The organism is Streptomyces galbus (assembly GCF_005280195.1).
GTDB lineage: Bacteria > Actinomycetota > Actinomycetes > Streptomycetales > Streptomycetaceae > Streptomyces > Streptomyces galbus.
This window is the reverse complement of the sequence record NZ_SZPR01000026.1, coordinates 18,758-36,850: the sequence shown is the minus strand read 5'-3', so window position 1 is coordinate 36,850 and position 18,093 is coordinate 18,758. Positions and strand designations below refer to the sequence as shown.

17 protein-coding genes are annotated in these 18,093 nt (G+C 73.9%); 4 read left to right on the top strand and 13 right to left on the bottom strand.

The genetic code is table 11. The features are described from left to right. Positions 1-180 precede the first annotated feature (180 nt). The 4 genes from mmsA to ypfJ all read left to right on the top strand — a co-directional run bounded on the left by mmsA (position 181) and on the right by ypfJ (position 5,341). Positions 181-1,731, top strand: coding sequence for a multiple monosaccharide ABC transporter ATP-binding protein (gene mmsA, locus E4U92_RS29175; RefSeq protein WP_137303432.1), 1,551 nt, complete (start codon positions 181-183; stop codon positions 1,729-1,731). Next, positions 1,728-3,026 (top strand): multiple monosaccharide ABC transporter permease, encoded by a 1,299-nt coding sequence (gene mmsB / locus E4U92_RS29170; RefSeq protein ID WP_137303431.1) that lies wholly within the window; start codon positions 1,728-1,730, stop codon positions 3,024-3,026. The genes mmsA and mmsB overlap by 4 nt, the downstream gene beginning before the upstream one ends. Before the next feature lie 155 nt (positions 3,027-3,181). Then, positions 3,182-4,291 (top strand): substrate-binding domain-containing protein, encoded by a 1,110-nt coding sequence (locus E4U92_RS29165; RefSeq protein WP_137303430.1) that lies wholly within the window; start codon positions 3,182-3,184, stop codon positions 4,289-4,291. Positions 4,292-4,453: 162 nt separating this feature from the next. Then, entirely contained in the window at positions 4,454-5,341 is an 888-nt protein-coding gene (gene ypfJ, locus E4U92_RS29160; protein WP_137303429.1) for a KPN_02809 family neutral zinc metallopeptidase, read from the top strand. 40 nt (positions 5,342-5,381) lie between these two features. Here the strand turns inward: ypfJ and E4U92_RS29155 are convergent, their stop codons facing one another. The 13 genes from E4U92_RS29155 to E4U92_RS29095 all read right to left on the bottom strand — a co-directional run bounded on the left by E4U92_RS29155 (position 5,382) and on the right by E4U92_RS29095 (position 18,082). Beyond that, positions 5,382-5,705, bottom strand: coding sequence for a hypothetical protein (locus tag E4U92_RS29155; RefSeq protein ID WP_137303428.1), 324 nt, complete (start codon positions 5,703-5,705; stop codon positions 5,382-5,384). A 117-nt stretch (positions 5,706-5,822) separates the two neighbouring features. Further along, the gene (locus tag E4U92_RS29150) at positions 5,823-7,193 is read right to left on the bottom strand and encodes an MFS transporter (protein WP_137303427.1); all 1,371 of its coding nucleotides are present in this window, start codon (positions 7,191-7,193) and stop codon (positions 5,823-5,825) included. Positions 7,194-7,292: 99 nt separating this feature from the next. Continuing rightward, a complete protein-coding gene (locus E4U92_RS29145; protein WP_137303426.1) occupies positions 7,293-7,553 on the bottom strand; it encodes a hypothetical protein in 261 nt (86 codons plus the stop codon). Between the two features lie 146 nt (positions 7,554-7,699). Then, on the bottom strand, positions 7,700-8,572 hold the full coding sequence (locus E4U92_RS29140) for a 4'-phosphopantetheinyl transferase family protein (RefSeq protein WP_137303425.1): 873 nt from the start codon (positions 8,570-8,572) through the stop codon (positions 7,700-7,702). Next, positions 8,556-9,728, bottom strand: a complete 1,173-nt coding sequence (locus tag E4U92_RS29135) for an acyl-CoA dehydrogenase family protein (protein WP_137303424.1) — start codon at positions 9,726-9,728, stop codon at positions 8,556-8,558. The genes E4U92_RS29140 and E4U92_RS29135 overlap by 17 nt, the downstream gene beginning before the upstream one ends. Further along, on the bottom strand, positions 9,725-10,459 hold the full coding sequence (locus E4U92_RS29130; RefSeq protein WP_137303423.1) for an acyl-CoA dehydrogenase family protein: 735 nt from the start codon (positions 10,457-10,459) through the stop codon (positions 9,725-9,727). The genes E4U92_RS29135 and E4U92_RS29130 overlap by 4 nt, the downstream gene beginning before the upstream one ends. Then, positions 10,456-11,319, bottom strand: coding sequence for a beta-ketoacyl-[acyl-carrier-protein] synthase family protein (locus E4U92_RS29125; protein WP_137303422.1), 864 nt, complete (start codon positions 11,317-11,319; stop codon positions 10,456-10,458). Before E4U92_RS29125 ends, E4U92_RS29130 begins: the two co-directional genes overlap by 4 nt. 4 nt (positions 11,320-11,323) lie before the next feature. Next, positions 11,324-11,614, bottom strand: a complete 291-nt coding sequence (locus E4U92_RS29120) for an acyl carrier protein (RefSeq protein WP_137303421.1) — start codon at positions 11,612-11,614, stop codon at positions 11,324-11,326. A gap of 132 nt (positions 11,615-11,746) precedes the next feature. Beyond that, entirely contained in the window at positions 11,747-13,072 is a 1,326-nt protein-coding gene (locus tag E4U92_RS29115) for a type III PLP-dependent enzyme (protein ID WP_137303420.1), read from the bottom strand. Then, positions 13,065-14,489 (bottom strand): preATP grasp domain-containing protein, encoded by a 1,425-nt coding sequence (locus E4U92_RS29110; RefSeq protein ID WP_137303419.1) that lies wholly within the window; start codon positions 14,487-14,489, stop codon positions 13,065-13,067. The genes E4U92_RS29115 and E4U92_RS29110 overlap by 8 nt, the downstream gene beginning before the upstream one ends. A 106-nt stretch (positions 14,490-14,595) precedes the next feature. Then, entirely contained in the window at positions 14,596-15,525 is a 930-nt protein-coding gene (locus E4U92_RS29105; protein WP_137303418.1) for a 3-oxoacyl-[acyl-carrier-protein] synthase III C-terminal domain-containing protein, read from the bottom strand. After that, positions 15,522-17,003 carry a glutamate synthase-related protein gene (locus E4U92_RS29100; RefSeq protein WP_308433327.1) on the bottom strand — a complete coding sequence of 494 codons (1,482 nt, stop codon included), beginning with the start codon at positions 17,001-17,003 and terminating at the stop codon, positions 15,522-15,524. Before E4U92_RS29100 ends, E4U92_RS29105 begins: the two co-directional genes overlap by 4 nt. Next, positions 17,000-18,082 (bottom strand): asparagine synthetase A, encoded by a 1,083-nt coding sequence (locus E4U92_RS29095; protein WP_229863394.1) that lies wholly within the window; start codon positions 18,080-18,082, stop codon positions 17,000-17,002. The genes E4U92_RS29100 and E4U92_RS29095 overlap by 4 nt, the downstream gene beginning before the upstream one ends. Positions 18,083-18,093: the final 11 nt, after the last annotated feature.

Here is an 18,093-nt window from a genome sequence, read left to right as displayed (position 1 = left end):
TCCACCAGGCCATTGACTTAGTAAAACAAATGGATTTAGTGTCCGGTGCCGCAGCAGACGAAATCTCGGACACGCCGGTCCAGGCCGTGTCATCGGAGGCAAGTTGATGTCCATGCAATGCCGCAGGACCGGAGGTCGCTGGGCGCCGGTGCGCGTTCCGGGCGGTGGGGAGCGCCGCCCATGACGCCCACCCGCCCGAACCTGCTGGAGATGCGGTCGATCACCAAGACCTTCCCCGGCGTCACCGCGCTCGCCGACGTCAACCTCGTCGTACGGGAGGGCGAGATCCACGCGATCTGCGGGGAGAACGGCGCCGGCAAGTCCACGCTGATGAAGGTGCTCAGCGGGGTCCACCCGTACGGCAGTTACTCCGGGGACATCGTCTACCGGGGCGAACAGGTCCGCTTCCACGACATCCGGGCCAGCGAACAGGCCGGCATCGTCATCATCCACCAGGAACTCGCCCTGGTGCCCGGTATGTCGATCACCGAGAACCTCTTCCTCGGCAACGAGCCGCGCCGCCGCGGCGCCATCGACTGGAAGACGGCCCAGCGCCGGGCCCTGGAGCTGATGGACCAGGTCGGACTCCGCGAGGACCCCGACACCCTGATCAAGGACATCGGCGTCGGCAAGCAGCAACTCGTGGAGATCGCCAAGGCGTTCGCCAAGGACGTCAAGCTCCTCATCCTCGACGAGCCCACCGCGGCCCTCAACGAGGACGACTCCCGGCACCTGCTCGACCTGCTGCGCGGCTTCCGGGAGCGGGGCATCACCTCGATCATGATCTCGCACAAGCTGAACGAGATCGAGGCCGTCGCCGACACCATCACCATCCTGCGCGACGGCCGCACCATCGAGAGCCTCGACGTGCACGGCGACGGCGTGGACGAGGACCGCATCGTGCGCGGCATGGTGGGCCGCGAACTCGCCAGCCGCTTCCCCGAGCGCACGCCCGACATCGGCGAGGTCTTCTTCGAGGTGCGCGACTGGACGGTGCGGCACCCCGCCTCGGACGAGCGGATGGTGTGCAAGGGCTCGTCCTTCCACGTCCGCCGCGGGGAGATCGTCGGCTTCGCCGGGCTGATGGGCGCCGGCCGCACCGAGCTGGCCATGAGCCTGTTCGGCCGCTCCTACGGCACCTGGCTGTCCGGACAGGTCTTCAAGGACGGCGCGGAGATCCGCCTGAAGACCGTCGCGGACGCCATCCGCCACGGACTGGCCTACGTCAGCGAGGACCGCAAGTCCATCGGCCTCAACCTGCTGGACGACATCAAGACCTCGATGGTGTCCGCGAAGCTGTCGAAGATCACCCGGCGCCGGGTGATCGACCCGGTGCGCGAACACCGCGTGGCCGAGGAGTACCGCCAGAGCCTGCGCATCAAGACGCCCAGCGTCGACGAGGGCGTCGTCAAGCTCTCCGGCGGTAACCAGCAGAAGGTCGTCCTGGCGAAGTGGATGTTCACCGACCCGGACCTGCTGATCCTCGACGAGCCGACCCGGGGCATCGACGTCGGGGCCAAGTTCGAGATCTACCGGATCATCCAGCAGCTCGTCGCCCAGGGCAAAGGGGTGATCGTCATCTCGTCCGAACTGCCCGAGCTGATCGGCCTGTGCGACCGCATCTACACGGTGTTCGAGGGCGCCGTCACCGGCGAGGTGGCCCGCGCCGACGCCGATCCCGAAGTCCTCATGAAGCAGATGACCGCGACGAAGAAGAGCCGAACGCCATGAGCCGCATCACCGACCTGCAGAAGAACCTCTTCGGAGGCACGACCTCCAACGCCCGCCAGTTCGGCATGATCTTCACCCTGGTGGCCATCGTCCTGCTGTTCCAGATCTGGACCGGCGGGCTGACGCTGACCTCCGGCAACCTCATCGCCGTGGTCAGCCAGTACTCCTACATCCTGATCCTGGCCATCGGCATGCTGATGGTGATCGTCGCCGGACACATCGACCTGTCGGTCGGCTCGGTCGCGGCCTTCACCGGCATCGTCGTCGCCAAGGCCATGCAGGAGCACGGCCTGCCCTGGCCCCTCGGCATCCTGCTCGGCCTGCTCGTCGGCGCGGCCATCGGCGCCTGGCAGGGCTTCTGGGTCGCCTACATCGGCGTACCGGCGTTCATCGTCACCCTCGCCGGGATGCTGCTGTTCCGCGGCGGCAACCAGTACATCGGCAACGCCGACACCGTCCCCGTGCCCGAGGGCTTCCGCAAGATCGGGGCGGGCTTCCTCCCCGAGGTGGGGCCGGACACCGGCTACAACAACCTCACGCTCCTGCTCGGGCTCGCCGCCTGCGCCGGTGTGGTGTGGCGCGAGTGGCAGGCGCGCCGGACCCGGCTGGAGATGAAGGCCGACACCGCCCCCCTCTGGGTCGCGGGCGTCCGCCTGGCCGTGATGCTCGGCGTCATCGTCTTCGCCACGCTGCGGTTCGCCGGCGGCCGGGTCGGCACCAGCCTGCCCATCTCCGGCATCATCCTGATCGTCCTGGTCCTGGCCTACTCGCACTACACCCGCAACACCATCGGGGGCCGGCACATCTACGCGGTCGGCGGCAACGCACGGGCGGCCGAACTGTCCGGCGTGAAGCTGAAGCGGGTCAACTTCTTCGTCATGATGAACATGTCGGTGCTGGCCGCGCTCGCCGGCATGATCTTCGTGGCGCGGTCCTCCGCCTCCGGCCCCCAGGACGGCCTGAGCTGGGAACTCGACGCCATCGCGGCCGTGTTCATCGGCGGCGCGGCGGTCTCCGGCGGCCTGGGCACCGTCAGCGGCTCCATCGTCGGCGGCCTGGTGATGGCCCTGCTCAACAACGGCCTCCAACTCGAGGGCGTCGGCTCGGACATGGTGCAGATCATCAAGGGCCTCGTCCTGCTGCTCGCCGTCGCCTTCGACGTCTACAACAAGAGCCAGGGGCGTTTCTCCATCACGGGGACACTGATGCGGCCCTTCCGGCGGGACGACCCGGCCGGTACGGCGACGGTGCCGGCCCAGGCCCCCGACGCCGACACGGCCAAGGTGGCCGGCTGACCGGCCGGCCGTACTCCGAGCGGTGCCCGCCCCCGCCGCGGCCCACCCCCGCTCGCCCCCGACGGCCGGTCACCCGGCCCCCTGACAGCCGGGTGACCGGCTCATCCCCCCGCGACAAGGTTCCGCCCAGCACCCACGAAGGGTTCTCCACCACTATGCGCACATCCCTCATCAGAACGGTCGCCGCCGTCGGCGCCGCCGCCCTGCTCACCCTCGGCACGGCCTGCTCCAACGAACGCGAGGGCGCGGCCGGCAGCGACAGCGCCGACGGCAAGGGCTTCGCCAAGGACTCCCTGATCGGGGTCGCCCTGCCCTCCAAGACCTCGGAGAACTGGGTGCTCGCCGGCGGTCTGTTCACCAGCGGGCTCAAGGACGCCGGGTTCAAGGCGGACGTCCAGTACGCGGGGGCCTCGACCACGGTCGCCGACCAGCAGGCGCAGATCTCCTCCATGGTCACCAAGGGCGCCAAGGTCATCGTCATCGGCGCCACCGACGCCTCCCAGCTCGCCACCCAGGTCAAGCAGGCCAAGGACGAGGGCGCCGTCGTCATCGCCTACGACCGGCTCATCACCAACACCCCGGACGTCGACTACTACATCGCCTTCGACAACTTCAAGGTCGGCCAGCTCCAGGGCCAGGCCCTCGTCGACGGCATGAAGGCGAAGAAGCCGAAGGGGCCGTGGACGATCGAGCTGTTCTCCGGCTCGCCGGACGACAACAACTCCAAGGTGTTCTTCGACGGCGCGATGCAGGTGCTCAAGCCCCTCATCGACAAGGGCGACATCGTTATCGGCTCGGGCCAGACCGACATCAAGCAGACCGCGATCCAGGGCTGGAAGGCCGAGAACGCGCAGCAGCGCATGGACTCCCTGCTGACCTCCGCCTACGGCGGCAAGAAGACCCTGGACGGCGTCCTGTCCCCGAACGACACGCTGGCCCGCGCCATCCTCACCTCCGTGAAGGGCGCCGGGAAGCCCGTCCCGGTCGTCACCGGCCAGGACTCCGAGGTCGAGTCGGTCAAGTCGATCATGGCGGGTGAGCAGTACTCGACCATCAACAAGGACACCCGCAAGCTGGTCGCGGAGACCGTCGGCATGGTCAAGGCCCTGCAGAAGGGCGACAAGCCGACCATCAACGACACCAAGTCGTACGACAACGGCGTCAAGGTCGTGCCGGCCTACCTCCTGCCGCCCGTGATCGTCACGAAGCAGAACGCCGCCCAGGCGTACGCCAACGACCCGAAGCTGGCGCCGCTCACCAAGTAGTCGTCGCCCGGTCCGTCGCCCGCCCCCGCTGTGCTCGCCGGGGCGGGCGACGGCGTACCCGCACCCGGGGGAGCCGGGGCGAGCCCGCAGGCGCGAGAGCCCGCGGAGGGGGTACAAGGAGCAGCGACATCCAGGCAACGACGTGCGGCTAAGGCGGGTCCCATGCAGTTCGACGACGACGCCCCTCTGGACACCTCCGAGGTGCAGGACGAGAGGGGCAGCCGCGTCCCCGGCGGCGGGGCGACCATCGGCGGCGGCATCGTGGGCCTCGTCGTCCTGGTCGTGGGCCTCTTCCTCGGCATCAGCCCCGACCACCTGGGCCTGTCCTCCGGGGGCGACGCGCCGGCGACCTCGTCCTCCGCCGGACAGGTCCAGCAGGAGTGCCGTACCGGGCAGGACGCCGACACCAAGGACGAGTGCCGGATCGTCGCGGTGGTCAACAGCGTCCAGGACTACTGGGCGCAGGAGTCCGGCCGCCACCGGATCGGCTACTCCAAGGCGCCCACGGTGCTGTTCACCGGGCGCACGAGCACCGGGTGCGGAGCCGCCACCTCCGAGGTCGGCCCCTTCTACTGCCCCGGCGACAAGCGGGTCTACCTCGACCTCGGGTTCTTCGACGAACTGCGGACGAAGTTCGGTGCGCAGGGCGGCCCCTTCGCCCAGGCCTACGTGGTGGCCCACGAGTACGGCCACCACATGCAGGACATCGAGGGCACGCTGTCCGCGCACCGCAGCGGGGCCACCGGCGCCGACAGCGACTCCGTGAAGACGGAACTGCAGGCCGACTGCTACGCGGGCGTGTGGGCGCACCACGCGACGACCGTCAAGGACGAGACGACGGGCAGGCCCCTCATCACGAGCCTGACGGACGCCGACATCCGCGACGGGCTCGACGCGGCCGCGGCGGTCGGCGACGACCGCATCCAGCAGGAGTTCCAGGGCCGGGTGACCCCCGACACCTGGACCCACGGCTCGGCCGCGCAGCGCCAGCAGTGGTTCCAGCGCGGCTACCGCACGGGCGACATGGCCCAGTGCGACACGTTCCGCTGACCGGGTGATCCCACCCGGCGCTCCCCGGCTCCTGCGGGCCTCAGCCGTCCTGCCGGGCGTCGAGGCCCGCGAGTCCCTCCTCCCAGCGCCGCCGCCGTTCGTCCTCGGACTGCTCCCACCAGGGGGTGCCCCGTTCGCCGAGCGCGACCTTCGCCCGCTGGACGCGGGCCCGTGCCGCCCGCTCGGCCGGCCCGTCACCGGCGCTCGTCGCGGAACGCACCGCGCGACGGGCGGACATCAGGTGCTGCCGAAGGCGGGCGGCCACGTCGTCCGGGACCAGGGGATCGGTCGCGCGCCACCTCCTGCCCTTGATGACCACGAAGTGGCCGTCGGGGGTCGTCTCCGGTGACCGGTGTGCTTCCACGCGGCCATTGTGGCCGAGCGGGACGCCCCACCGCCGGTCCCCGCCGCGGTGCGCGCGGGGACCGGCGGTCGAGTGCGGTGGAGTTCTGCCTTCGTGCCCCCGGTGTTCCTACGTCGGTCACGCCGGTGTCGAGGCGGGCTGCGGAGCCGGTTCCGGACGGGCCGCCTCGACGGCGACCTCGCTCGTCGGCCGCTCGGTTCCCCTGTCGCTGATCTTGTCCGTGTCCTCGGCCTCGGCCTCGACCGACTCCGGGTGACGCAGCGCCAGCAGGACGGCCGCCGGGGCCACCAGCGCCAGCACCGCGCACAGCAGCCACGTCGTGCGCAGGCCCAGCCCCGCCGACAGGGAGCTGAACAGGGCGATGGACACCGGGCCCGTGCCGATGCTGGCCAGGGACAGGGTCGACATCGCGGCGCCCATCCGGGAGGCGGGCGCGGCCTGCTGGTACACCGTCACGATGGCCGGGCCGTTGAACCCGGACATCACGCCCACCCCGGCGGCGACCACCGCGAGGCCCGTCACCGACGGCATCAGCGCCATCACCGCGATCCCCGCGCCGATGCCCGCGCCCGACACCACGAGCCGGACCATCACCGGGATGCGGTGCGCCAGGGCGGCACCCACCGCGCTCGCGCACAGCGCGCCGCCGCTGAACGACGCGATGATCACACCGACGGCGCCGACGCCCCAGCCACGGTCGGACACCAGCAGCGGCAGCGCCACGTCGATCGGCCAGCCGAACGCCATGTCCAGGCAGAGCGAGGCGACGAACATCCAGCGCAGCCGGCCGTGCGCGGCCAGCAGCCGCAGACCGTCCGCGGAGTGCCGGAGCAGACCACCGTCCCGGCGCCCCCGGGCCGGCCGCGGCAGCCCCCGGGTGACGTACACCAGGCAGGCCAGCCACACGGCGCTGGTCAGCGCCGTCACCAGCAGCGCCTGCCACAGGCGGCCCACCGCGATCAGCCAGGCGCCGACCGGCGAGCCCACGATCGGGGCCACCCGGAGCACCATCGCGTACAGCGAGTTGGCCCGTGCCAGATGGGTGCGCCGGGCGAGGTTCGGGATGATCGACCCGGTCGACGGACTGGACAGTCCGAACAGCACCCCGTCCAGCACGGCGATCACCATCAGCGGCCACAGCGACTGGGCGGTCGCCACCACGGCGGCGCCCGCGGCGAGCACCGCGATCCGGGCCGACGTGGTGCGCAGCAGCACGAAGCGGGGGCCGAGCAGGTCGGCGACGGCGCCGCCGAACACCAGCATCACCGCGCGCGGCACGGTCGCGGCCAGCATCAGGGCCGTGACGGCCGAGGAGCCGCCGAGCCGGATCGCCGTCCAGTTCATGGCGATGAGCAGGACGTAGCCGCCGCCCAGTGACACGCCCTGGCCGCCCACCAGGGCGATGACCTTGCTCCACTGCACCGGGCGCTCGGGCGCGGCGCTGCCGCCGCCGTCGTGCGAGGGGGTGGGTTCGTTCTGCGAGTCCATGGGAGTGACCTGTTCCGTGTGGTCTGCGGGAGGAGGAGAGGGAGAGCGGGGGGAGCGGGGGAGGGGAGCGAGGGACGAGGGCGTTCCCCCGCTCTGGGGTCAGTCGGCCGGGAAGGGCGCCGCGGGTGCGCCCGGGACCGGCGGCAGCCGGAGCGGCCGGCGGCGCAGCGCGTGCTCCACGGCCCGGGCCGCCGCGCGTTCCTCGGCGGCCGGGTCGGACGGGCCGTCCCGGCCCGCCACGAGGACGAGGTGGCCGCCCAGGTCGGACCGGCCGAGCCGGGCGAGCGCCCGTCCCGCGGCCCGCACCGCGTGATCGGCGCGGGCCGGGGTGGACGTCAGGACGGGCAGCTCCGACGGCACGAACCGGGCGTACGGCGGACTCTCGGACGACGGGGACGACGGGGACGGCGGGGACGACGGGGACGACGGGGACGACGGGGACGACGATGGCGACGGCGCCTGGGCGCCGGACGGCGTCCGGTCCCGTCGGCCGGCCGGACGGCGGTTCACCGGACCCCACCGCCGACCGGCTCGGGGGCGTCGGCGGGGTCGGCCGTCCGCCGGGTCCGGGCGCCGGGCGGGAGGACCAGCCGGGACTCCGCGGGGCCGTCGGCGGGCGGGCCCGAGGCCCACTCCCAGTCGAACAGCCGCAGGCCGGGCTCCGCGTCGCCCAGCGTGGCCAGCGCGGCCACGAAACCGGGGGGTGCGGGCAGGTCGCGCAGGAACCAGCGCTCACCGGCGAACGCCCCGTCGCCCAGTACCGTCCCCGGAGAGAGGACGTCGAGCCGCAGACCGTCCAGCAGCCGTCCGCCGCTGGCCTTGACGCAGGCCTCCTTGCGGGACAGCAGCCGGTGGTAGGCGACGCGCGCGGCCGGCCCGTCCGGGTCCGCGTCCGCCTCGTCGCCGGCGGGGCCGGCCGCGCCGCTCAGCCGTCCCACGTCGGCCGCCTCCAGCGCGGGAAGGAACCGCCGGGCCAGCGCGAGCGCCTGGGTCTGCGCGCCCACCCGCTCCAGGTCCACCCCGACGGGGGCCGTGGTGCACACCGCGAGCAGCGCGAGCCCGTCCGCCCGGCTCAGGCTCCACTGCCACGCGCCCCACGGGCCGGTGAAGTACGGCTTGCCGTGCGGTCCGACGGACCAGTGCACCGCCGCTCCGGACACCCCGAGGTAGCGGCCGAGGATGCTGCGGGCCGCCGCGTGGGCGAGGACGAAGCGGTCGGCGGCCAGCGCGTCGCGGAACCGGTCCGCCCGCTGCCGCTCGCGCGCGTCCAGCAGCCGTACCGCCTGCCGCACCGTCCGGTCGCCGCCGTCCAGCCGGATCCGCCACACGTCCGCCTCGGGGCCGCGCGGGAGCGGCGCCGGCTCAGGCCGCGCGGTCATCGGACAGCCGCCCGTGCAGGTAGCCCTGGGCCACGCCCAGGCGCTGGATGTTGCCGGTGCCCTCCATGTACTCGAAGGCCCGCGCGTCGCGCACCCACTTGTCCAGCAGCGGGTGGTCCCACCGGGCACCCGGCCCGAAGCAGTCCACCGCCGCGAGGGTGAGCTCCTCGGCCAGCCGGGTCGCCCGGATCTTCGCGGCCGAGGCCAGGGTGCCGTCCCCCGGGTCCCGGTCCGCCGACCGCGCGGCGTCCAGCACCAACGCCCGCACACCCGCGAGGCGTTCGGCGAACCGTTCCATGGCCCAGGACTCGTCGGCCCGCAACCGGCGCCGGTGCGCGTGCACGTAGTCGTACGCGGCCTGCGCGACGCCCAGGGCGAAGCACGCGACCACCGGGCGGAAGCGGTTGAAGGTCCGGGTCGCCGCCCACATGCCCTGCCGGGTGGCACGGCGCCCGTGTCCCAGGACGTCCCGCTCGGTCACCGGCACGGCGCTCAGGTCGAGTTGGCTGAGCTGGAGGCCGCGCAGGCCGGACGTCTCCAGCGGGGTCGCGGTGAACCCGGGCCTGCCGGTGTCGACCAGCACGGCGGTGACACCCAGCGGTCCGGCGTTGCGGCGGGCGAAGACGACGCCCAGGCCGGCGCGGGCCCCGTTGCCCACGAACCGCTTGGTGCCGTCGAGGGTGAATCCGGTGCCGTCGTCGCGGGGCCGCAGGACGGTGGCCATGCCCGCCGGGTCGGACCCGTGCGCCGGTTCGGTCATGCCGAAGAAGGTCCAGGTCGGGGCCTGCGCGAGGCGCCGGTAGTAGCGCTCGCGCTGTTCCGCGTCGGCCAGTTCGGCCACCACCTGCCCGGACATCGACGGGCCGGGCAGCGCCAGCACCGCGGCGGCGTCCCCGCGGGCCAGCTCCTCGAAGACGACGACCTGTTCCACGCAGCGGTCCAGCAGGACCGGGCGGCCGGCGATCCGCAGCGGGTCGTCGGCGAAGTCGGCGGGCAGGCCCATCAACTGCCGCCAGGGCAACGGCCCGTGCAGGAGCAGGTCGGCGGCGCGCGTCGGCGCCCGGTCGAGCTCGAGCGAGGTGGTGCGGACCAGGTCGGCGAACTCGCGTCCCTGGGCCCTCAGTTCGCCGAGGAAGGTCTCGGTGTGGGTGGTCATGGGCGGTCTCCTTCCGGTACCGGGGGAGGCGGGGCGTAGGTGTCGGCGAGCAGCTCGGAGGCGCGCACGAGGTCCCCCGTGCCCCCGGTGACGAAGCCGGCGGCCCCGAGCAGGTGCAGGCAGGCACGGCCCGACTCGTCCAGCGCCCGGTGCGCCCGGCGCAGTTCGGCGGGGCCCGGGTCCGTGACGGGGGCCGACAGCAGCGCCCCCGCCTCGGCCAGGCCGCACGCGGCGTCCGCGATCAGGGCGCGGACCAGGGGCAGGTGGAGCATGACGGTGCCCTGGACCGTACGGTCCCGCAGCCGGTCGGCGACTTCCCGCAGCGCGCGCTCGGCCAGGCCGAGCCGCACCGCCACGAGCCCCCGGGCCCAGGCCGCGCCGCCGTCCGGGCCGGGACCGGAGCCCGGGACGCGCAGCGCCACCAGGGCCTCGCCGCCGGGCAGGGCCACCCGGGCCAGCAGTTCCTCGCCCGCGTCGGGACGGCGGGGACGCGGCCCCTCGGGGGTGTCGTACCGCGAGCCGGCCGCCGCCACGGCCTCCGGGACCAGGACGTGCCCGCCCGGACCGGCCGGCAGCACACCGGGCAGGGTGGCCGCGTGCAGCACCCCGAGGGCGTGCGCGGCTCCGTGGTCCCGGGCGGCGGCCCGGACCCGCCGCGCGAGGGCGGGGGACCAGAGGTGGCCGGGTGTGGCGTCCGCCTCGGAGCGGGCCGCGGGGATCGTGAGGCTCATGCGACCGGCTCCAGTACGGGCCGGACGGCGACCTCGGGCAGCACACCGGGCTGCCGCGCCGGCACCGGCCGGGTGAGCGTCACCCGGCACGCGTACGGCAGGACCGGGTCGCGGTCGGCGATCACCAGCCGTCCGTCCGGGCCGTACGGCGGTCCGCCGGGGCCGGCCAGTCGGTCGGCGAGCGTGAGCCACGCCCCCGCGCACGGGTGACCGGGAGGGGCGTCCGGCGCCGGCGGGGCGGCTTCGGCGCCGCGTCCCGTGACGCCCACCTCGGGGCGTTCCAGGCGCGGTCCGGGGCCCGGGCCGGCGTCGAGGAGCAGCGCCACCGCCACGTCCTCCACGGGCCCGGCGAAGGAGCCCGGCGGCAGGGTGCTCTGCTCGACGACGAGGACGAGCGCACGTCGGCGCAGTCCCGCGCGGAGCTGGTCGTGGGCGAGCCGCAGGGCGGTGAAGGGGCCCGCGACACCCTGCTCGGAGATGCCGAGGACCAGCGGGTCACCGGGCAGGGCCGCGGCGAGCAGACAGGCCGGGAAGCTCTGGTGGCGGCAGTCGGGGCTCGCGTCGACGGTGACGACCAGGTCGACGCCGGCGAGGTCCGCCCCCAGCCGCTCCACGACCACACGGACCATGTCGTGGTAGCTCACCCGGGCGCCGCCGGTCAGCCAGTCCAGTTCGACGGTGGGGTCCGGGGTGCCCGCGGCCCGGTGCAGGGCGCGCAGGTGGTCGACGTACGGCTGCGGGTCGCCGGGCGCGGGGTCCCGGTCGGCGGCGGAGAAGCGGAAGGCGACGGCGTGGTCCAGGCGGGGCCCGGCCGGTTCGGCCGGGGCGGGTGTCCGCCGAACGGTGCGGATGGCGGGCACGCGGTCACCGGCTCTCGGCGATGAAGCCGGCCAGCGCGCCGACGCTCTCCAGGTGGTGCTGCTGCAGGCTCTCCGGGTCGACCTCCATGTCCAGGGCGTCCTCCAGGGCCATCAGCAGGCCCAGGACGGCGGTGGAGTCCAGGCTCAGGTCGTCGAACAGCCGCGTCTCGGCGGTGATGTCGGTCAGCTCCTGCCCCAGCACGTCGCAGAGGGCGGTGACGATGGCGGCGACGATCTGCGGGTCGGCGGAGACGGCGTCGGCGGAGGTGGCGGAGGTGTGGGCGACGGTGGTCATGACGGGTCCTTGTCTGTGGGTCGCTGAGGAGTGAGAAGGGAGGAAGAACAGCGGAGGAGCGGAGGAACGGAGCAGTCGGGAACGGGAGTTCCGGAGTGCGGGGGTGCGCGCCGGGAGCGCCGGGCCGCGCGATCAGTCCTCGTGCGGGGTGAAGTCGTGCAGGATCTGGCGGGCGAGCATCTCCTCGGCGTCGTCCCGCGACCGGATCAGGCGGGCCCGGCCCCGGTGGACCAGGACCTCGGCGGGGTAGCCGTGGCTGAGGAAGTGGACGGGGGACGCGGTCGGACCGTAGGCGCCGGAGCGGTCCACGCCGACCAGGTCGCCCGGCTCCAGGTCGGCCGGCAGCTCGACCGCCTTGCCGAGGGTGTCGTTCGGCGTGCACAGCGGTCCGGTGACGTTCCACTTGCGGCGCTCGTCGGAGCCGGTGCGGTTCAGCAGCCGCATGGGGAAGTTGCGCTTGACGAAGGAGCCGATGCCCACCGCGGCCATGTGGTGGTTGGTGCCGCCGTCGGCGACGGCGAACTGCTCGCCGCGGGACTCCTTCACGTACCGCACCCGTACGGCGTAGGTGCCGCTGTGGCCCACCAGGTAGCGGCCGAGCTCCATGACCAGCCGGGTCCCGGGGTGCCGGGCGGCGAACTCCGCGAAGTGCGGGTTGAGCAGCTCGACGGTCCGCTCGGGGTCGAGGTCGCGCTCGCCGGCGAAGTAGGCCACGCCGAGGCCGCCGCCGACGTCGACCACGTCCAGGGGCACCCCGAGCCGCGCGGACAGGCGTTCGGCGAGGTCGAGGATGCGGCCGGTGTTCTCGGCGACGACCTCCTCGGTGAGGATGCGGGTGCCCATGTACACCTGGAAGCCGCTGAGCCGCACCGCCGGGTGCCGGCCGGCCAGCTCCGGGTCGGCCAGCAGGGCCTCCTCGTCGATGCCGAACTGGCGGGGCTTGCCGCCCATGGTGAGGCCGCTGCCCTTGACGGCGAACGCGGGGTTGACGCGCAGCACGACCCGGGCGGTGGTGCCGAGGCCGGCGGCGACCTCGTCGATGAGGGCGAGTTCGCCGAACGACTCGCAGATCAGCAGGACGTCGTCCTTGACGCAGGCGGTGACCTCGGCGCGGCTCTTGCCCGGGCCCAGGAACATGAGGTGCTCGGCCGGGACCCCCGCGCGCTGCGCGGTGATTAGCTCGGTCAGGGACGACACCTCGGCGCGGGCGCCCAGCGAGTGCAGCAGCGCGCACACGCTGATGTTCGGGTTGGCCTTGAGGGAGTAGAACACCTCCACGCCGGGGTGCAGCCGGTCGAGCAGGCCGCGCAGCCGGGCGGCGATCTCGTCGCCGTCGTACACGTACAGCGGGGTGCCGAAGCGGTCGGCGAGCTCGGTGAACGCGATGCCCTGCACGGCGAGGTCCTCGGGCGTCGAGGACCCGGCCGTCGGTGCGCCGGTCGTCGGGGTGTCAGTCATCGGGGTTGGTCTCCTTCCGGACGGCCTCGGCGACGGCGCGGTCGAGGGCGTCGAGTTCGGCGGTCGATCCGGCCAGCAGCAGGCCGTAGAGGCGGCCGGTCCACGGACGGCCGTCCGGGTCGGCGGGGGCGGCGGCGTTGACCGTGGCGAAGTTGTTGATGATCAGTCCGCGGCCGGTCGCCGGGTCCAGCAGGAGGTCACCGAGCCGGTCCCGCAGCCGGGCGAAGGACACCCGGGCCGTCGGCGACAGCTCGTACTGGCGCGCCAGGGCGGTGCTGCCCGGGCGCATGAACCGCTCCTGCAGGGACGTCTGGTAGGTCGACATGTTGTTGCGGGCGTTGATCTCCAGGAGCGGCAGCAGGCCCCGGTCGCGGGTGAGCATCGCGTCGACGCCGACCACTCCGTGGAACCCGTCGGCGGCCAGCCGCGCGCCGATCCGGGCCGACGCGTCCTGGACCGCGGCGATGTGCCCGGGGTCGAGCTGAGCGGGGAACCGGTGGCCCTTGTGGACGCCGTTCTGGGTCAGCGCCTCCTTGACGAAGTCGAAGCGCACCGAGCCGTCGCGGCCCACCGTGAAGTGGTAGTTCAGGTCGGTGGTCTTGTCCGCCCACTCCTCGATGACCAGCGCGATCCGGTCGTCGCCGCGCTTGGCGGCGCCCCGCGCCACCATGCGCACGAGCTGGCGCAGCCGGCGGCTGTCGTCGATGACGGCGATGCCCTTGCCGGACACCCCGTAGGCGTCCTTGACGCCGACCCGGCGACCCTGGTCCACGCAGAGCGCGACCGCTTCTTCGGCCGCCTCCTCGAAGGCGCCGACCGTCTCGCACTCCCAGCCGCGGGCCAGCGGCAGTCCCAGCTCGGTGGCGAGGCGCCGGCTGTAGATCTTGCTGTTGACGGACTTCACCAGCGGGGAGGGCGGCAGCGCGGACGCCAGGCCGGTCCGCTCGCACAGCTCGTCCTCCAGGGCCGACTGGCCGTGCGGCAGCAACCGGGCTCCCCGTCCGGCGAGTTCGCGGAGCGAGGCCATCAGGCGCGGGGAGCGCAGCGCGTCGACGGTGACCGAATGCGCCGGGTCCTGCACGTCGGTGACCAGCACGGTGGGCAACTCGACGCCCAGGGACGCCAGGTGGTCGAGGTAGTCGGCGTCGGGCGCCGACTTGAGGACGACGTGGTCGTCCGGGCCCGCCAGCAGCAGGGCGAACTCGTCCATCCGGTTGACGATGGCGGCGGAGTTGCGGCCCGCGAGCATGGGCAGCCCCGACTCGCCCTTGGCCCACTCGTCCTCCACCTCGAAGTTGCCGAGCAGGACCAGCGGGGTGCCGGCGGTGCCGGTCAGGGCCCGTCGCGCCCCGTCGAGGAAACCGGCGGCGGGCGGGGCGGGGGCGTGTCGTACGGGCGACGCCAGGGGCGGGGACATGGGCTGTCCTTTCGGATGACGGACGAGAGGGGCGAAGAGCGGCGAAGAGGGACGACGAGGAGGCGAGAGGGGGAGACGGCGGGAGCGGGGTGGCGCCGGGGCGCGCTCAGTGGCGCAGGACCGCCGCCGAGAACGTGGCGCCCAGGCCGACGGCGGCCATCAGGTACAGGTCGCCGGGGCGCAGCAGGCCGGCGGCGCGGGCGTGCACGTGGTTGACGAACGGGTCGGCGGTGAAGCAGTGCCCGGTGACGGGGATGTTGTCGAGGAAGACCCGCTCCAGGGGCAGGCCCAGCTCGCGGCAGGTCCAGGACCACGACAGCCGGTTCACGTTGTGCGGCAGGACCAGCGCCAGGTCGTCGAGGGCGACCCCGGCCGCCTCGACGGCCTCCCGCACGGTGGCGGCGAGCAGGGTGTTGTGGTCCTTCAGGAAGGAGGGGTTCAGCGCGTGCGGCGGGAAGTCCTCCGCGTAACGGCCCTCGGTGCGGCAGGCGTAGCCGAGGAGCCGGTCACGCGGGCCGTGCGGGGCGACCAGCGCGGCGGCCGTCGCCTCGCCCATCACCGTGCTCTCCGGGATGAGTTGCAGCGCGGCACCGAAGGTCTTCTCCCCGGTCAGCACGATCGCCAGGGCGTCGGGGTCGCCGTCGGCGTCGAGCAGCCGGCCGGCCAGGTCCAGGGCGAGCAGGCCGGTGGCACATCCGTGCTGGGTCAGTGTGAACGCCACCGCCCGGCTCAGCCCGGCCGCCGCGCACACGTCCTCCAGCGGCGCCTCGCCCGCCGGGGCGACCTGCGAGACCGTACGGGCGTACAGCACGTGGGTCACCCGGTGCTCGTTGCCCGGCAGGGTGGCCAGCGAGGCGACGGCGGCGCCGAGGGTGTCGCGCAGGCCCTGGTCGGGTGCCCGCCGCACCTCCCGCAGGCCGTAGAAGCGGCGGAAGGTCCACATCTGCCGTTCCTCGGCGCCCGCCTCCGCGCCGACGACGTCGACGGGGACGGAGGAGCCGGGCAGGTGGCAGCCGACTTCGAGGAGGGCGGTCATGCGGGGCCTCCGACTCGCTGGGGGAGGGACGGGCGGCCGGGGGCCGCGCCGGCCGGGATGGCGCTGTCCGTGGCGGACGCGTAGGGGGAGGTGCCGGTGTCCGTGGGGGGTGTGAAGCGGGAGGTGCCGGTGTCCGTGGCGGACGCGTAGGAAGAGGTGCCGGTGTCCGTGGCGGGCGCGTACGCCGTGGCCGCGGGGCCGTCCGGCCACCACACGTCCTCCGCGGTGAGCGCGGCGGGCGCGTACTTGCCGAGCGCGCTGACCAGCAGGCGGCACTCCAGGGCGATGCTCTCCGCGAGCCGGACCAGGCCGTGCTCGGGGTCCTCGTCGACGGCCAGCAGCGCGGCCCGGCCCAGGCCGGCGGCGCGCGCCCCGAGGGCGAGGGCCCGCACGGTACGGCCGCCCTCGTGGAAGCGCCCGGTGACCAGCAGGCAGCCCTCGGGCGGGCCGATCCGGCGCAGGCACTCGGCCAGCGGCAGGCCCACCTGGTCCAGGAAGGCGCGCGGCGCCCAGCCGGTGCCGCCCTCGGCCCCGTCGACGGTGACCGCGTCCGCCCCGGCCCGCCACGCGGTGCGCGCGGCCAGGGCGACGTCGCGGCCCGGCGGCAGCTTCACCCACACGCGGGCGCGCGGGAAGTTGTTGCGCATGAAGCGGACCTGCTGGCGCACGATCTCCTCGGTGAACGTGCCGGGCGTGGCGCACCGCAGCCGGGCCGGCGCCGAGGCGCCGAAGACGTCGCGGACGGCGAAGGCGTCGGACAGCCGGTCCGCCGCGTCCCGGTCGACCACGGTCATCCCGCCGAGGCCGGGCTTGGCGCCCTGACCGATCTTCAGCTCGAAGGCGAGCCGCCCGGAGTCCACCAGGGGCCGCAGCGCGGGGTCGCTGTAGAGCAGGTTCCACACCTCGGCGTCGGCGTCCTCGGTGCTCTGCTGGACGACCACGCCGCCCGACGTGCCGTCCGAGGCGTCCGCGTAGGCCCGGATGCGTGCCGTCAGCGCCGGGAGGGTGCCGTCGGCGGGGGTCGCGTAGCCGTGGACCGGGACCATGTTCTCGCCCAGCACCATGGGGATGCCGAGCCGGCCGGCCTGGACGCTCGCCGCCAGGGCCAGGTCCCCGCTGCCGGCCCGGGTCGAGCCGAAGGCCGACAGGAACAGCGGCAGCGAGGAGGCGAACCCGCCGACGCGGGTGCGCAGGTCGACGTCGTCGTACACCGGTTCGCGGCCGAGTTCGACGAGCTTCTCCAGGCGCTGCGGCATGAACACCGGCGGAACCAGGCGGGCACGGTCCAGCGCGTCGGCGGACGGGGCGTACGCCCCCGAGGTCCCGCTCCCGGCGCCGAACAGCGCGTTGCCGTAGGCGTCCACCGGCGGGAAGACCGCGGCGGTGCCGGCGCGGGCCCGGGCGCGGACCTCGTCCTCGGGGAACCCGGCGGCGCCCAGCGGGCCGGGGCCGGTGCCCTCCCGGTGTGCGGCGGTCACGGCGCGATCACCCCCGGCAGCTTCGGGTAGGCGGTGACCTGCCACAGGGCGTCCAGGCCGGTGAGGAAGCGGACCAGCCGCTGCAGCCCCATGCCGAACCCGGCGCTGCGGGGCAGTCCTTCGCGGGCGGCGTCCAGGTACCAGGCGTACTTGGCGGGGTTCTCCCCGCTCTCCCGCATCCGCGTGACGATCGTGGCGTAGTCGGCCTCGCGCTCGCTGCCGCTGACCAGTTCGCCGAACCCGCCGTGCGCGATGAGGTCGAAGTTGCGCAGAGAGCCCGGGCGTTCGGGGTCCTCCCGGTCGTAGAACCCGCGGGAGCCCTTGGGGTAGTCGGTGATGAAGAAGGGCCGGTCGGCCGCCCGCGACAGGGCTTCCTCGCCCGCCCAGTCGATCTCCGCGTCCGGGTTCTGGGCGCGGCCGTCGTCCCACAGCCGCGCCACCGCCTCGGCGTGCGGCAGCCGGTCGAACGGCGCGGAGCGCAGGGCGGAGAAGAAGCCGGGGTCGCGGCCGAGTGCGGCCAGCTCGTGCGGCACGCGGTCCACGACGTGCTCGACGACGTGGCGCAGCAGGCCGGCCGCGATCTCCATGGCGTCCTCGCGGGAGGCGCCCGCGATCTCCACGTCGATCTGGTGGAACTCCACCAGGTGCCGTCCCGTGCCGGCCGTCTCGGGTGGCTCCACCCGGACGTTGGGAGCGATGTAGAACAGCTTGGGGAAGCCGTGCAGCGACGCCTGCTTGTACAGGATGGCGCTGGTCATCAGCTTGTACCGGCGGCCGTAGTAGTCGACGTCGAGGGCCTTGGCCCCGCGGCCGCCCGGGTCCGTGACAGGCCCCAGCAGCGGCGGCAGCAGTTCGACGAAGCCGAGGCCGCGCAGGTGGTCCCGCGCCGCGGCCAGCGCCTCCTGCTGCACCAGCATCGCGGACCGCAGCCGGGGCGAGGCCAGGTGCCGGGCGGGGTCGGGCGGTCCGGCGGGCCCGTCCGCGGGGGCCGCGGAGGACGCCTCCGGGTGCGTCTCGGGGTCCGCGCCGGCGGGATGGCCGGCGGGGGCCGGACCGTGCATGACGGCCGTGTGGTTCATCTTGACTCCCG

Excerpts from the sequence above, each read along its gene's own strand:
- mmsA (WP_137303432.1), top strand. The coding sequence starts at position 181 with ATGACGCCCACCCGCCCGAACCTGCTGGAGATGCGGTCGATCACCAAG.
- mmsB (WP_137303431.1), top strand. The coding sequence starts at position 1,728 with ATGAGCCGCATCACCGACCTGCAGAAGAACCTCTTCGGAGGCACGACC.
- E4U92_RS29165 (WP_137303430.1), top strand. The coding sequence starts at position 3,182 with ATGCGCACATCCCTCATCAGAACGGTCGCCGCCGTCGGCGCCGCCGCC.
- ypfJ (WP_137303429.1), top strand. The coding sequence starts at position 4,454 with ATGCAGTTCGACGACGACGCCCCTCTGGACACCTCCGAGGTGCAGGAC.
- E4U92_RS29150 (WP_137303427.1), bottom strand. The coding sequence starts at position 7,193 with ATGGACTCGCAGAACGAACCCACCCCCTCGCACGACGGCGGCGGCAGC.
- E4U92_RS29140 (WP_137303425.1), bottom strand. The coding sequence starts at position 8,572 with ATGACCGCGCGGCCTGAGCCGGCGCCGCTCCCGCGCGGCCCCGAGGCG.
- E4U92_RS29135 (WP_137303424.1), bottom strand. The coding sequence starts at position 9,728 with ATGACCACCCACACCGAGACCTTCCTCGGCGAACTGAGGGCCCAGGGA.
- E4U92_RS29130 (WP_137303423.1), bottom strand. The coding sequence starts at position 10,459 with ATGAGCCTCACGATCCCCGCGGCCCGCTCCGAGGCGGACGCCACACCC.
- E4U92_RS29120 (WP_137303421.1), bottom strand. The coding sequence starts at position 11,614 with ATGACCACCGTCGCCCACACCTCCGCCACCTCCGCCGACGCCGTCTCC.
- E4U92_RS29115 (WP_137303420.1), bottom strand. The coding sequence starts at position 13,072 with ATGACTGACACCCCGACGACCGGCGCACCGACGGCCGGGTCCTCGACG.
- E4U92_RS29110 (WP_137303419.1), bottom strand. The coding sequence starts at position 14,489 with ATGTCCCCGCCCCTGGCGTCGCCCGTACGACACGCCCCCGCCCCGCCC.
- E4U92_RS29105 (WP_137303418.1), bottom strand. The coding sequence starts at position 15,525 with ATGACCGCCCTCCTCGAAGTCGGCTGCCACCTGCCCGGCTCCTCCGTC.
- E4U92_RS29095 (WP_229863394.1), bottom strand. The coding sequence starts at position 18,082 with ATGAACCACACGGCCGTCATGCACGGTCCGGCCCCCGCCGGCCATCCC.